A 13,695-nucleotide genomic window follows, 5' to 3' on the forward strand; every position below is an offset into this window, starting at 1 on the left:
GTGCGGCCGCTTATTGCAGGCGGTGCTCCGGCCCATCAACGCTGAAAGCCGTCTCAGGTACTTGCGCGACCTCAGTATTCCGCAAGGCGGACATTCTGGGCGCAACAGCCGACATACGCGTCGAATTGGCGCTGTCCTCATGCGCGAGCATCATGCCTTGATCCGGGCGCTCATAAATGAAGCCGTAGGTCGGGTAGATACTGCCAAAGCTCTCCGGATGGCCGTTTATGGCCACGCGCACCGCGCTCCAGTCATTATTTGGCGACACGTCAATCACCCGCGTATTCCGCGCGACGCCACGTTGTCCCCAATGAGATTGGTCAATGATAATGGTGCGGTCATTGACGAGTTGACGCACGACCGCCACGTGGCCCAGAGGCATCCGGCGGATCGGGCGGAAATTAAGAACGGCACCGGCCTCAGGCGCGGCACCGCGGGCGTAAATCCCCGCCGCATTACGCCACCAATCCCGCGCATTGCCATGCAGATGTACATTGGAGGCCGTTTTGGCATAGGCGACGCACTGAATCACGCGTCCGCCACGATATCTGTGACGAATACGATGATGGGCCAGGCGCGTGACGTAATGGCTGCGCGCATGATGCGATGCTGAGACCTTGCCATGGCGGGAAGATGTCTTTGAGCGGGCGGAAGCGTCAGCAGCGCCGAAAATATTTGCGGCCAGGAGCGATAATGCAGAAAGGCACGTCAGATAAAGTCGATTGGTCGGGCGCGCTGGGCGGAGTTTTTTATTCACGAACGGCTTCCCATCTTTCTGATACCATCACCTGTTGCATGGAAGTAACTGTAAACCGGCAATCTGACAAGCTTCGGCACCGATTTTCCTGCGCGATTCTCCCAAAAAATTTTGGTGCATCGCAGGCAGGGTTCGGCGTTATTTTGTTGTGACCAGCATGACCTCAACGAGCATGCGCGGATCGGCGAGTACAGCCTGCACGCAGGCGCGTGCTGGTGCCTGGCCTTCCGGCAGCCAATTTTCCCAGACAGAATTGAATTTTGCGCGGTCCTCAATATTTTTTAACCAGATCTGTGCTTGCAGAATACGTGTGTTGTCAGTGCCATGACGCTCGAGCAATGCATCAAGTTGCATGAAAATATTTTGAGTTTGCGCAGTAATATCGCCTGCAAGATCACTGGAAACAACACCTTGCGTAAAAATAAAGCCGTGATATTCGACAGCTTTAGAGAGGCTGGGTGTTGGATCGGACCGCAATATGCGACTCATTTATCGTATCCTTACGATTCTGTAACAGGTGATCATGGCGTTTTACGGCGTGCCGACGCGCACGGTGTAATTTTGCCGGTCACGGACCGCAGGGTCAAGCGCGCATGTCGCTTGCCAGCACGGAAACGCCGCGTTATCGCTTCCCGTCGACATGGTCAGTCTGGACAAGGAGAGACACTGAAATGCCTATGCAGATCGTGAGGGTCACCCCGGTCCGGCAGAACTGCGCCATTTTCTGGAAAAAAGAAGCGACACCCACCCGCAAAGAGGCGGTCGTGATCGACCCGGGTGGCGATATTGATCTCGTCATGCAGGTGCTGGGCGATGCGCGTGTCGAGGCCATCCTGCTCACGCACGGGCATTTTGACCATGCTGGCGGTGTTAACACCCTTAAGGCCCGCCTTGCGGAGAAGGGGCAGCCCGATGTGCCGGTCTATGGGCCGCATAAAGACGACACGTTTCTTCTCAATACAATGGCGGAGCAGCTTGCGGCTTTTCTGGTTGACGCATCAGGCTTCGAGACAGGGCCGGTCATACCGGACCGGTTTCTTGAGGAAGGAGATGTGCTGAATCTGCTCGGGCGCGTCATACGTGTCCGGCACGTGCCCGGTCATACGCCGGGCCATATCATCCTGATTGATGAGACGGAAGAAGTCGTCATGACAGGCGACACGTTGTTTCGCGGCGTGGTGGGGCGCACCGACTTCGACTATGGTGATTATGATCTCCTCATTTCCGGGATTAAAGAGAAAATCATGTCTCTGCCCAACCGCTATAAAATCATGCCCGGGCACGGATTGCCGAGTTTCATCCACGTTGAGAAACAGTATAACGACTACCTCAGATAACGCGTCACGAATATTTGAAAGGCTATTTATGCGGAAATTCCTTAAATCGTCCTGGACGCTCTTCTGCGGAATCGCCATCGCCTTCACGGCACAGATCGCGCTGCCGCCACCGGCATCCTGCGCCGAGGCCCTTCCCCATGCCGCGCCGTCGACCAATGAGGACGGCAAAATTCATCCTTTGCCGACACAAAGCCTGACAATCACCTCGCGGGATGGCGTCACCCACCGATTTACCGTCGAGGTTGCGGTTAAATCAGCGGATCAGGCGCGGGGCCTCATGTTTCGTAAAAGCCTGGCGGCTGATCATGGGATGTTGTTTATCTGGCCTGCGCCCCGCAATTCAATCATGTGGATGCGCAATACTTACATCCCTCTCGACATTGTCTTTATCGACGCGTCACACAAAATCGCCGCGATCGCTGAAAACACCGTGCCACTGAGTGAGGCGCTGATCCGGGGGCATGGCGCCTCCGTGGCTGTGCTGGAGCTTCCCGCGATGACAACGGCAAAAAGCGGCATTCGTGTGGGGGACAAACTGGCTTATGATGGCTTCAAGGGTCAGAAGCCTTGAATTCTCAAAGGGTTGTCATCCTGACCGGCGTTGCCGGGTTTATCGGCTTCCACCTCGCGCGCTTTCTTCTGGCGCGTGGAGATCGCGTGATCGGGATTGATAACGTCAATGATTATTATGACGTCACTTTAAAGGAAGCGCGCCTTGCGCAGTTACGTCGAAGCAAGGCGTTCACGTTCTATCAACGGGACCTGGCTGATATCGCGGCAATTTCGACCGCGTTGAAGCCGCATCAGGATGTGACCCATATCGTCCACCTTGCTGCGCAGGCGGGTGTCCGTCATTCCCTCGCGGCGCCGGCGCGATATGTCGCGTCCAATGTGCAGGGGCATGTCACAATGCTTGAATGCGCACGCGTCATGCCGGGATTGCAGAATTTCGTCTATGCTTCTTCTTCCTCCGTGTACGGACTTAATACGGATCTCCCTTTCAGAGAAACGGATGCGGTCAATCGGCCCAGCTCCGTTTACGCCGCGACAAAGAGAGCGGATGAGTTGATTTCCGAAGCCTATGCGCATCTTTACGGATTTCCGCAGACGGGTCTTCGCTTTTTCACGGTTTATGGACCGTGGGGGCGGCCGGATATGGCCTATTATCGATTCGCACAGGCGATTTTATCGGGCACGCCGGTTCAGCTTTATGAAGCTGAGGGGTTAGCGCGCGATTTCACGTTTATTGATGACATTATTAGTGGCGTCGTCGCGGCGATGGACCATCCAGGCGAGCCAGGCGCGGCACGCATTTTCAATCTTGGCGGTGACCAGCCCACGCCCATCCGTGACATGGTGGCGCTTCTGGCGGAATGCCTCGGCAAACCGGCCCATATCTCCTTATCGCCGCTTCCGAAAACAGATGTGCTGTCAACTTGGGCTTCGCTCGATCATGTCAGTGAAGTCCTCGGTTGGCGGCCGAAGACCTCTCTTAAAGATGGGCTCGGAATATTTGCGACATGGTTTGAGGAATATCATGAGTCAGACGGTGCGTTCCGTAAAACGCAGTGAATTGCTCAGATTGGGTATTCCCGTTCGTCGCAATAATCTTCCATCGAGATGCATGACGTCACTGTTCCCAGATCGATACGCGCGATCAGGCCTCGGTAGATGCGATCGAATTCCTTAATATCCGGCACAGCGAGCTTCACCTGGTAATCATAATCCCCGGCGAGGCGATGGAAATCGATGACGTTCGGGATGTCCAGCATGATACGCCGGAACTTTTCAAGCCAGCTTTCTGAATGCTGCCGCGTCCTGATAAGGAGGAAGATAGTGAGGCCGAGGCCAAGTGCTTCCCGGCTGAGTTGAACTCTCTCACCAATGATGATGCCTTTATCGCGCATGATCTGCATACGTCGCCAACATGCATTTTGCGACAGGCCGACACGGTCCGAAAGTTCACGTTGAGAAATCGCGCCCTCCTTCTGGAGGACGCGTAAAATTTTTCGATCAAAATCATCCATGACGACGGATTATATCAAAAAATTTCTCAAATACTCATCAAAATATCGAGATAGTAGAGATAAATTTTCACTTGATTCAAACTATAAATTCGACTTGGGGGCGATTGTATAATGATACTGGATTCGTGCTGGTTTTTGCTGAAAGATGCTGAACGACCCAACACGACACCTTATGATCACATTGTATGTCTCGCGCAAGGAAGCGCAAATGATTGGCGCGTTGCTTGTGGGGAAGCTGATATGATCGGACGATAAAGCTGTCAATTGACACGCTTAAGACGGTGAAGCGACTATCGACCGAAACGTCTCACGCATCTTTACGGATAGCCAGGCGGGTGCGACGCAATGAAAATGATCTTAAAAATGCCCCGCTCTATCTCGGCGTGTCGGAGCGCGCGGCAGATTTGGAAATGGCGCTTAACGATTCGGAGCATGGACCTGCGCCGGGGCCTGCTCAGCTCTCTTCTTCGATATCCAGCTGGGCAATCTCAATGGCATGGCCGTTAAGATGGGAGGCAATCCCATGCCCGGCAGCGACAGCCAGGACGCAAAGGGCGCAGGAGAGGACAACGTTGGCCAGCGCCTTCTCCCACGCGCCTGACCGTATAAGGTCCAGCGTTTGCAGGCTGAAACTTGAGAAAGTCGTATATCCGCCGCACAGCCCGACCATGACAAATAAACGGGTATTTTCTGAAACCGGAAAACGCCCATGTGCCAGGGTTAATGTGCCGAAAAAACCGATGATGAATGATCCGACGACGTTGATGCCCAGGACAGTCCCCCAGGGAAATCCATGACTGATGGGTCGCGCAGCATAGCCGACAAGGAACCGCCCGAGCGTGCCGATAGCGCCACCGATCATCACGAGAAGACAACTGAAGAAGCTCATGGTAAAAACCGGTCCTTCCATCTGCATAACCGGGATTTTAAAAGATCGTCGGTATAATTGGCCATCACACTGATATTTTTCCACAATGGTGCGGGTCGAAATGGGTGCGTTAAGGTTCGCCTTTTATGCCGTCTTATACAAAGCATCTTATGCCAGAAGGGCGCGTTGAGATCGAGCGGTTTTCGCGTCTGGCTATTTTTCGGAATCGTCGTAAATATTGAGTCAGAGACCCGTCCGCGCAAACTCTTATTCTAATCTGACGCCGTGAAACGGCGCTATGAAAGGGGCCGCATATGACGAAGAAACTGATCTGTTTCCTCGGAGCCATCATGATCCTCGTGCTCGGAGGCATTCAGGTGCGTGCGGCGGAGATGGCTGCGTCGACAGGTGACAAGGCGCCGATAAGTAACAAAGATTTGACATTCAAATTCACGCTTCGGCAGGCGGCTCTCGGAGTCGGTTATAGCTGGGGTAAAGGTGAGCTCCATTATGATGGTCAGACTTATCACTTCCGTATTGAAGGTGGCGGCATTGTCGCGCTCGGCTTTTCTTCAGTCTCGGGCCAGGGGCGGGTTTTCGATATCAAGAAACTGACTGATTTCGACGGCACTTACTGGTCGCTCAGCGCGGATGCGGCCCTCGGGCGCGGAGGCAACGTCTTCATGATGGAAAATCAGTACGGCACGCGCGTCAATATGCGGGGGAAGGGTGAAGGGGCCTATTTGGGGGCATCCATCAAGCGTTTACGCTTTCGCCTGATTGATGTTGACGGGATTGATCGCGATGAATTGCGTTAATGGACGGTGCGTGACCTCACCCGAATAAAAATTTCGTCAGTTGGCGCTGCAAGGTCGCGTTTCGCGGGATCTCGTAATGACGAAGGTGAGAGACAGCGACAAGTCCCAAACTTGAACTCAGCCAGATGGCATCCGCGACTGCCAGATCATCAGCGGTCAGAGATTTTTCTGAACAGAGGTTTTTTTCCAGCAGGCGCCCGCGGCTGATGCCGGGGAGTGCGCCATCCTGAACAGGCGGCGTGACCAGCCTGTCACCAAAAAGGGCAATGATGTTGGCAGCACTTGCCTCCGCCACATATCCCTCAGAATTCAGGAAGAGCGCATCATCAAAACCCTGCTCAGCCGCTTCGCACCGCGCGAGGATTGCGGGAAGGTAATTCGTATGTTTGATGACCGCCAATGGTGAGAGATGATCCTTCGGGAAGCGCGCAATGGCGAGTTTTACCTCCATCATCGTCTGCGGCGTGTCATGCGTCGTAATGATGTAATGCGGAGAGGCCAGGTGCGGCGGCGTCAGGCCGCGCGGGCCGGAACCGCGTGAGATGGTCAGGCGCAGCGCTCCCGATTTCATGGCGTTCCGCTGCAGGAGCGCCACCATATCTCCAACCAGAGCCTCCTGATGGATGAAGGGAAAATGCAGCATTTCAAGCCCCTGTGACAGGCGCGCCATATGACGGTCACATTGCTGCAAATTCCCATCCGCAACGCGGATTGTCTCAAAAATGCCGTCACCAAGCAGAAAACCGCGATCATCCGCCGGGATGGTCGCCTCCGCAGCGCGGACGAAACGCCCGTTCATGCAGACATAACCCATTATCTGAACAGCTTTAAAAGTGGCTCGGCTTTCAGGCACATCTCGTCAAACTCCCGCTGCGGATCGGACGGGTAGGTGATACCACCCCCTGCGCCAATCTCGATTTTCCCACCCGAGATCAGGATGGAACGTATCACAACGTTACTATCCATCGCGCCATCATTCCCGATCCAGAACATCGTGCCGCAATAGGCATTGCGCGCTGAGCCCTCCGACCGGTCAATCAATTGCAGCGCCGCATGTTTCGGCGCGCCCGTGACGGAACCGGGGGGAAGGCTGGCCCGCATGAGGTCCACAGCCGTTTTACCGCGCGCCAGCTTGCCGCGCACGGTGGAAACGAGGTGATGCACATGGGTGAAACGCTCGACCTCACATAAAGCGGGGACGGACACGCTCCCGACTTCACAGACACGCGCGATGTCATTGCGCATGAGGTCGGTGATCATCAGATTCTCACCATACTCTTTCGAATCGTGTGCGAGGTTCTCAGCAATGCGCGTATTTTCCTGCCCATCCCTGCTAATCGGCGCTGTGCCCTTGATCGGGCGGGTCTCAAGCCAACCATGGCGATCGAGGGAAATGAAACGTTCCACCGAAGCGCTGAGAAGGGAAAATTGGGGCAGCTTGATGAAACCGCCGAAAGGGGCGGGAGAGGTCTCCCTTAAACTCAAATAAAGGGAGAAAATATCCGCATCATCCGGCAGCGCACCGCGCCATCGCGATGTCAGATTGGCTTGAAATAAATCCCCCCTGCCAATCGATGCGCGCGTGGCTTCAACAGCGTCCTTCCAATCATCAGCCTGCATATCCGGTGTGAGGAGCACGCGCGGCAGGGCGCGGCCGCGTTTCGCCCGGTCGGGCGGAGGCACAGGCGGCATCGGGCTGTCCGCGTCGCTGCACCAGAAGAGACGCTTCTCCTGACGGTCAAACACAAATGCGCCATCAAAGGCCATCGCGGTCAAAGCAGGAATAAGGGGGCGGAAACGAGATCGGACACCCTCTAGCGCCAGACCCGCCTCATAAGACGCCAAACCGATGACACCGCCCGAGAAAGGGACGTCACGATGCACGTCATCCCGCTGCGTGTGTAACAACCCGCGCAATTGGTCCCACGCGTCCGGTTTGTCGCTGCTCAAAATCTCCCGCGGATGAACACAAAGGATGGACCATCGGGAACGCGGCGAAACAATGCCGCCACTATCGAGAAACGCGAGATGCGGGACGCCCGCAAACGCCGTTAAAAGCGCTTCCGGTGTCCTCCATGCAAGTTCAATCTTGGTCATATTTTCCGCAGAGAAAGGCGGGGGCGCGGTGATGTGGCGCGACGAGATTTTCAGTCAAGCGGCGTCGAAACATGCGAGAAAAGCGTCACGACGATGCACGGGCGAGGTCGCGTTTCACGCTTTGCCAAAGGGCTTCCAGCTCCGCAAGGGATTTTTCCTCCAACCGGCTGCCTTCGGCGGCGAGTTTCTTCTCCATTGCTTCGAAACGGGAAATGAACTTCCGATTGCTCCGCTCAAGGCAGGCTTCCGGGTCAAGTTCCAGCTTGCGTGCGAGGCTCGCCGTCGTGAAAAGCACATCGCCGATCTCGTCTTCAAGTCGATCACGATTGCGTGTCGCCATTTCTGCCCGTACTTCGGCGACCTCTTCATCCACTTTTTCGAGGACTTCCGCCGCGTCCTCCCAATCGAATCCCGTGCGTGCGGCGCGTTGGCAAAGTTTGGCGGCGCGTTTCAAAGCAGGTAAAGCCTGCGCCACACCTTCCAAAGCGCCATTCTGCGCCTTTTCCCGACGCTCAGCGGCTTTGACATCCTCCCAGCCAACAAGCGCCTCGCCTTTAAAAATATGGGGGTGGCGGCGAGTCATTTTGTCGCAGATCCGGTCCACCACATCCGCGAAGGTAAAAGCGTTTTTTTCTGACGCGATCTGGCTGAGAAAAACGACCTGGAGAAGCAGATCCCCCAATTCATCAGCGAGGGCGTGATCATCCTTTTCCCGGATGGCCTCAGCAACTTCGTAAGCTTCTTCAATCGTATAGGGGGCAATGGAGTCGAAATTCTGCTGACGATCCCACGCACAGCCTGTCTCCGGATCACGAAGCTGCTGCATGATCTTGAGAAGCCGGTCGATATTATGGCCCGAAATCATCGTTCATCCTGACAACGTCGCACGCCTCAAGCCGCGACCTCACGATGTCGGTGGCGTGTGCAGAGATAGATGATGGCATAAAAAGCGACGCTGCCAAGGCTTGAAAAGGCGGTGCCGCGATTACCGGGCTGGATCAGCATCGCCACAAAGACGGCGACAATGGCACCGGTCATGATGACATGCAGCACGCCACTCATGGGCAGGATGAAGGCTTTATTACTCGGGTCCTGCCGCACAAAAATCGCGTGGGAAACAATCAGCATGCCGTAAATAATCAGGATTACGGCGCCTGTGGCGCTCAGAAGGAAGGCGAAGACAAGGTCAGGCGAGAAGATGGAGCTGAAAGCGGAGACAAGTCCAATCACGCTTGACGCGAAGACGGAATGTTTCGGGATAAGACGCACGGAGAGGAGAGAGAAGGGCTCCGGCGCCTGGCCCTTATCGGCAAGGCCTCGCAAGGTGCGGGATGAAATATAGATGGAGGAATTCAGACAGGACAGAATCGCGCTGAGCGTGACGAATTGCATGATTTCCGCCGCACCGGGGATGCCGAGATGTCGCAGCACTGTCACGAAAGGAGAATAGCCTGGTTGAAGGGCAGACCACGGGTAGAGGAGTAGAATCAACGCGATGGAGAGTAGGAAAAACACCGTGATGCGTATACCGATCGAGCGCGTGACCTTCGCCAGATTTTCACCCGCATTTTTGGATTCCGCCGCAGCGACGGTCGCGGATTCTGACCCCATCATGGAGAATATCACTGTGGGAATGGCTGCGAAAATCGCACTCCAACCATAAGGGGCGAGCGTGTGTTTCACCATCAGATTGGCGACCGGCGTCACTGGTTGCGGGCCGATAAAGCCTGCGAGGGCGATAAGCCCGATGGCTGAAAAAATCACGAGGGAAAAGACTTTGATGGAGGAGAGCCAGAACTCACACTCACCGAAAACATGTACGGAGATAAGATTGACGAGATTCACCACCAATATCAGCGTTGGGGCCAGTATCCAGACCGGTATGCTCACCCAATCCCGAAGGGCGATCGCGCCGCCAATAGCCTCCGCGCCGATGGTCACGACCCAGAAAGACCAGTAAAGCCAACCCGCGACAAAGCCGCTGCCATTGCCCATCGCGACACGGATACAATCGACGAAACTCCCGACACTCTCGCGGGAAATCAGCATTTCCCCCAGCATCCGCATGATGAGGATGATCAATATCCCGGTTGCGAGGTAGGAGATCAGCACGCAAGGGCCAGCCTGTCGGATCGCCGCTGAACTCCCGACAAATAAGCCCGCCCCGATCACCCCGCCAAGGGCGATCATGCGGATATGTCGATCTTTGAGTTTGTGGGAGGCCGATGCGCCGGGGACATCGCTTTTGACGTTATTCTGCGATAAGATGATCTTTGTATTCGTCATGAATCCAGTAGCCACATTTCCAACCGTTTCGTCTACAGAAACATTTTTAAGGATCGATTTTGGATGCCGCGCATCTTCATCGATGGAGAGGCCGGCACCACAGGTCTTGATATCAAAGCCCGACTCGAAGCCCAGAACATCGCGTTGATCTCGATCGATCCGGCGCAGAGAAAGGACCCGAAGGCCCGACTCGAGAAGATGATCAGCGCGGATCTCGTTGTTCTGTGTCTGCCGGATGATGCGGCGCGAGAGGCGGCCGATATGCTGGCTGAACACCCTGAAATCCGGGTGCTTGATGCCAGCTCCGCCCATCGCGTGGCGCCGGACTGGGTTTACGGATTTCCAGAGATGTCCGCGTCGCAGGCCCGGCATATCGCGCAGGCCAGCCGAGTCTCCAATCCGGGCTGCTACCCGACAGGCGCCATTGCGCTGCTGCGCCCTCTGGTGGATGCGGGGCTTCTGCCGCCAGATATCCGGCTGCCGATCAACGCGGTGAGCGGCTATAGTGGCGGCGGGCATCGTGTCATAGAACAGCATGCACGCGATGGTGGCCCCGCTTTTGCGCTTTACGCGCTGGAGCTTGAGCATAAACATGTGCCGGAAATCATGCGCCATGCCGGGCTCTCCCATCGCCCGGTTTTTGTGCCATCAATCGGGCATTTCGCGCGGGGGATGATTGTCTCTATCCCGCTCCATCTTGATCAGTTCGGTGCAGCCACCTCCGAGGATTTGCGGCAATGTCTCCGCGTGGCCTACCAGCAGAGCCGTATGATCCGGGTTGTGGACGACTCTTCCGGGCGGTTGACGGCAGATGCCCTCGCGGGCGAGGATATTCTTGAGTTGCGCGTACATGGCAATGATGCACACCGTCACGCCGTGCTGACAGCGCGCCTCGATAATCTCGGCAAAGGGGCCAGCGGGGCCGCGCTCCAGAATATCCGTCTCATGCTCGGCATGGCGGCGGCGTGACGCTTCTCACCGCTCTATGCCGCCACAAATTCCGCGTCCGAGATTGCGTTTCCGGCTGAGACATTATATGGATCGCTGCAATGCGAGAGTGACGGAACGGTAGACGTAGTCGGCTCAAAATCGACCGCCGCAAGGCATGGGGGTTCGAGTCCCCCCTCTCGTACCAAAGGTTGTGCGCATGAATCGCCGCGGGCGGTTTACTGTCGGCCCTTTACCATTTCTGGATCGATTATGCTTCAACGCCCGTCTCTGAAACCCGCGCGGCCCTATTTCTCCTCCGGCCCCTGCGTCAAGCGTCCTGGCTGGTCCCTTCAAAACCTTGAAAAAGCGTTTCTCGGTCGCTCACACCGTGCGGCGGAAGGGCGCGCGCGCCTGCGCGACGTCATTGAGCTTTCGAAGGAGGTCCTCGAAATTCCGCCTGATTGGCGGGTGGCGATTGTCCCGGCTTCCGATACTGGCGCGGTGGAAATGATCCTCTGGGCGCTGGCCGGGACACGGCCTGTTGACGTCCTTTCATTTGAAAGTTTTTCGGCCCTCTGGGCTGCCGATCTGCGCGATGCGTTGAACCTTCCTGACCTTCATAATCACGCTGCGCCTTACGGGGCCTTGCCCGACCTCACCCGGATTGACTGGTCTCATGATGTTGTCCTGACCTGGAACGGCACGACATCCGGCGTGTGCATGCCGCAGGACTTCACAATCCCTTCTTCACGCGCGGGATTGGCGATCTGTGATGCAACCTCAGCGGCTTTCGCGATGGATCTCCCCTGGGATCGGCTCGATGTCGTGACATGGTCATGGCAGAAAGTGCTGGGCGGGGAGGCGGCGCATGGCATGTTGGCGCTCAGTCCCCGCGCTGTGGCGCGGCTTGAAAGCGCGCCGAAACGGGCGCTGCCCAAGATTTTCCGCCTGACGAACGCGAAAGGGCTCATTGAAGGTATTTTCAAGGGAGATACCATTAACACGCCCTCCATGTTGTGCGTCGAAGATGCGCGGGACGGTCTCGAATGGGCGCGCGCCCTTGGCGGGCTGAAGGGCCTCAAGGCGCGGGTACAGAAAAATTTCGACGTTGTGACGAAGTGGGTGGAGGCGACAGATTGGATCGACTTCCTCGCAGAGACGCGCGCGATCCGCTCCCCGACATCCATCTGCCTCACATTCACGGCGCCATGGTTTACGTCGCTTGCCGCTGACAGGCAGGCCGCCATTGTCAAAAAACTGGTCGGCCTTCTGGAGCAGGAAAAGGCGGGGTATGATCTGGCCCATTATCGGGACGCGCCGGCGGGGCTACGCATCTGGGGTGGGGCCACGGTGGAACACACGGATATCGCGGCGCTTCTGCCCTGGATCGAGTGGGCTTATGCGCAGGTCGAAGCGGAGGCGGCCCCATGAATGCACCGCAGGAACCACCCGTCACCCTCCTCCCGACTGGCTTCATCGACCTTTTGCAGCATGAGGCGGAGGCAGAGGCACAGGGCATTGCCCGGATCATCGACGTCTTCTCCCGATATGGATATGAGCAGGTCAGGCCACCTCTCATCGAATTTGAGGCGTCACTGCTCGCGGGGGGCGGGCAGGCGCTCTCGGCGCAGACCTTCCGAATTCTGGACCCGGATTCCCGCCGTATGCTGGCGCTTCGGCCGGATATGACGACGCAGATCTCCCGCATTGCCGCGACGCGCCTGGCGGAAAGGCCGCGCCCTCTGCGCCTGTCTTATGCGGGGAGCTGTGTGCTGGTCGGGACGCCGGGGCGCGACGGTGCCCGGCAGATCACCCAGGTCGGGCTGGAACTGATCGGCCCGGACAGTGCTCAGGCTGATGCGGAGGTGATCCTCGTCACCTCTTCCGCATTGAGTGCGCTGCAGGTGGCGAATGTCTCCATCGACCTCTCCTGCCCGAATATCGCCCGAGCGCTGATCGCCACAGAGACATTCACGGCGGCGCAAGAGGCCACGTTGATCCAGGCCCTTGACCGGAAGGATGTTGCGGCGGTGCGGGATCTCGGCGGTGCGCTCGCGCCCGTCCTGACACAGCTTCTGCGGGCCACGGGTCCTGCGCGCCACGCTCTGGAAATTCTGACGCAACTGGATCTGCCGCCTTCCGCCGCTGACGAAGTCAAGCGACTTCAGGAAGTTGTGAATGCCGTATGGGCGGCGGACCCGGCAATCATCCTGACAATCGACCCGACTGAGTTTCGAGGCTGGCAATATCACACGGGCCTGTGCATGACAGTGTTCGCTGCGGATGTGCGGGAGGAAATCGGGCGTGGCGGACGCTATCTCTCCTATGATCAGGAAGCGGCTTGCGGCATGACATTGCGGCCCGAGGCGCTTTTAAAAGCGACGCCGCCTGTCACGCTTAAAAAGCGGGTCTACCTGCCGCATGGCACGTCCGTTGCAAAGTCCCATCAATTGCGTGAGGACGGCTTTGCGACCGTCGCCGGACTTGACGATGTTTCGGACCCCTGCGCGGAAGCGCGGCGGTTACGCTGCGCATATTACATTCTGCAAGATAAATTGGTTGAGGTTTAAGGGGG

15 protein-coding genes and 1 tRNA gene are annotated in these 13,695 nt (G+C 56.8%); 8 read left to right on the forward strand and 8 right to left on the reverse strand.

Annotation, left to right across the window (positions count from 1 at the left end):
* Positions 1 to 10: 10 nt before the first annotated feature.
* Together N5W20_RS00245 and N5W20_RS00250 are read right to left on the reverse strand one after the other, a co-directional pair.
* Positions 11 to 757: a CHAP domain-containing protein gene (locus N5W20_RS00245; protein ID WP_319806949.1), complete on the reverse strand. Its 747-nt coding sequence runs from the start codon at positions 755 to 757 to the stop codon at positions 11 to 13.
* Between the two features lie 138 nt (positions 758 to 895).
* On the reverse strand, positions 896 to 1,246 hold the full coding sequence (locus N5W20_RS00250) for a RidA family protein (protein WP_319806950.1): 351 nt from the start codon (positions 1,244 to 1,246) through the stop codon (positions 896 to 898).
* A gap of 104 nt (positions 1,247 to 1,350) precedes the next feature.
* Here N5W20_RS00250 and N5W20_RS00255 point away from each other — a divergent pair, with 104 nt between their 5' ends.
* The 3 genes from N5W20_RS00255 to N5W20_RS00265 are packed head-to-tail and all read left to right on the forward strand — an operon-like array spanning position 1,351 to position 3,666.
* Positions 1,351 to 2,094 carry an MBL fold metallo-hydrolase gene (locus tag N5W20_RS00255; protein WP_319806951.1) on the forward strand — a complete coding sequence of 248 codons (744 nt, stop codon included), beginning with the start codon at positions 1,351 to 1,353 and terminating at the stop codon, positions 2,092 to 2,094.
* A 28-nt stretch (positions 2,095 to 2,122) separates the two neighbouring features.
* A complete protein-coding gene (locus N5W20_RS00260; protein WP_319806952.1) occupies positions 2,123 to 2,665 on the forward strand; it encodes a DUF192 domain-containing protein in 543 nt (180 codons plus the stop codon).
* Positions 2,662 to 3,666, forward strand: coding sequence for an NAD-dependent epimerase/dehydratase family protein (locus tag N5W20_RS00265; RefSeq protein ID WP_319806953.1), 1,005 nt, complete (start codon positions 2,662 to 2,664; stop codon positions 3,664 to 3,666). The genes N5W20_RS00260 and N5W20_RS00265 overlap by 4 nt, the downstream gene beginning before the upstream one ends.
* A gap of 5 nt (positions 3,667 to 3,671) precedes the next feature.
* Here N5W20_RS00265 and N5W20_RS00270 read toward each other — a convergent pair whose 3' ends face one another.
* Positions 3,672 to 4,121: an Lrp/AsnC family transcriptional regulator gene (locus N5W20_RS00270; protein ID WP_319806954.1), complete on the reverse strand. Its 450-nt coding sequence runs from the start codon at positions 4,119 to 4,121 to the stop codon at positions 3,672 to 3,674.
* A gap of 454 nt (positions 4,122 to 4,575) precedes the next feature.
* On the reverse strand, positions 4,576 to 5,010 hold the full coding sequence (gene crcB / locus N5W20_RS00275; protein ID WP_319806955.1) for a fluoride efflux transporter CrcB: 435 nt from the start codon (positions 5,008 to 5,010) through the stop codon (positions 4,576 to 4,578).
* Between the two features lie 293 nt (positions 5,011 to 5,303).
* Between crcB and N5W20_RS00280 the strand changes: the two genes are divergently transcribed.
* Positions 5,304 to 5,807: a hypothetical protein gene (locus N5W20_RS00280; protein WP_319806956.1), complete on the forward strand. Its 504-nt coding sequence runs from the start codon at positions 5,304 to 5,306 to the stop codon at positions 5,805 to 5,807.
* 16 nt (positions 5,808 to 5,823) lie between these two features.
* On the opposite strand, the gene N5W20_RS00285 is transcribed toward N5W20_RS00280, so the two are convergent.
* From N5W20_RS00285 to N5W20_RS00300, 4 genes are all read right to left on the reverse strand, one after another.
* Positions 5,824 to 6,606 carry an aminotransferase class IV gene (locus N5W20_RS00285; RefSeq protein ID WP_319806957.1) on the reverse strand — a complete coding sequence of 261 codons (783 nt, stop codon included), beginning with the start codon at positions 6,604 to 6,606 and terminating at the stop codon, positions 5,824 to 5,826.
* A 14-nt stretch (positions 6,607 to 6,620) separates the two neighbouring features.
* On the reverse strand, positions 6,621 to 7,904 hold the full coding sequence (locus N5W20_RS00290; RefSeq protein WP_319806958.1) for an anthranilate synthase component I family protein: 1,284 nt from the start codon (positions 7,902 to 7,904) through the stop codon (positions 6,621 to 6,623).
* Positions 7,905 to 7,989: 85 nt separating this feature from the next.
* Complete coding sequence (mazG, locus tag N5W20_RS00295; protein ID WP_319806959.1) at positions 7,990 to 8,769, reverse strand: nucleoside triphosphate pyrophosphohydrolase; 780 nt, start codon at positions 8,767 to 8,769, stop codon at positions 7,990 to 7,992.
* Between the two features lie 26 nt (positions 8,770 to 8,795).
* Positions 8,796 to 10,190, reverse strand: coding sequence for an amino acid permease (locus N5W20_RS00300; protein WP_319806960.1), 1,395 nt, complete (start codon positions 10,188 to 10,190; stop codon positions 8,796 to 8,798).
* Positions 10,191 to 10,253: 63 nt separating this feature from the next.
* Here N5W20_RS00300 and argC point away from each other — a divergent pair, with 63 nt between their 5' ends.
* The 4 genes from argC to N5W20_RS00320 all read left to right on the forward strand — a co-directional run bounded on the left by argC (position 10,254) and on the right by N5W20_RS00320 (position 13,690).
* The gene (gene argC, locus N5W20_RS00305) at positions 10,254 to 11,159 is read left to right on the forward strand and encodes an N-acetyl-gamma-glutamyl-phosphate reductase (RefSeq protein ID WP_319806961.1); all 906 of its coding nucleotides are present in this window, start codon (positions 10,254 to 10,256) and stop codon (positions 11,157 to 11,159) included.
* An 82-nt stretch (positions 11,160 to 11,241) separates the two neighbouring features.
* Positions 11,242 to 11,325 (forward strand) — tRNA-Leu (locus N5W20_RS00310).
* 65 nt (positions 11,326 to 11,390) lie between these two features.
* Positions 11,391 to 12,551: a phosphoserine transaminase gene (locus N5W20_RS00315; RefSeq protein WP_319806962.1), complete on the forward strand. Its 1,161-nt coding sequence runs from the start codon at positions 11,391 to 11,393 to the stop codon at positions 12,549 to 12,551.
* Positions 12,548 to 13,690 (forward strand): ATP phosphoribosyltransferase regulatory subunit, encoded by a 1,143-nt coding sequence (locus tag N5W20_RS00320; protein WP_319806963.1) that lies wholly within the window; start codon positions 12,548 to 12,550, stop codon positions 13,688 to 13,690. Before N5W20_RS00315 ends, N5W20_RS00320 begins: the two co-directional genes overlap by 4 nt.
* Positions 13,691 to 13,695: the final 5 nt, after the last annotated feature.

The organism is Candidatus Kirkpatrickella diaphorinae (assembly GCF_025736875.1).
Taxonomy (GTDB): Bacteria; Pseudomonadota; Alphaproteobacteria; order Acetobacterales; family Acetobacteraceae; genus Sorlinia; species Sorlinia diaphorinae.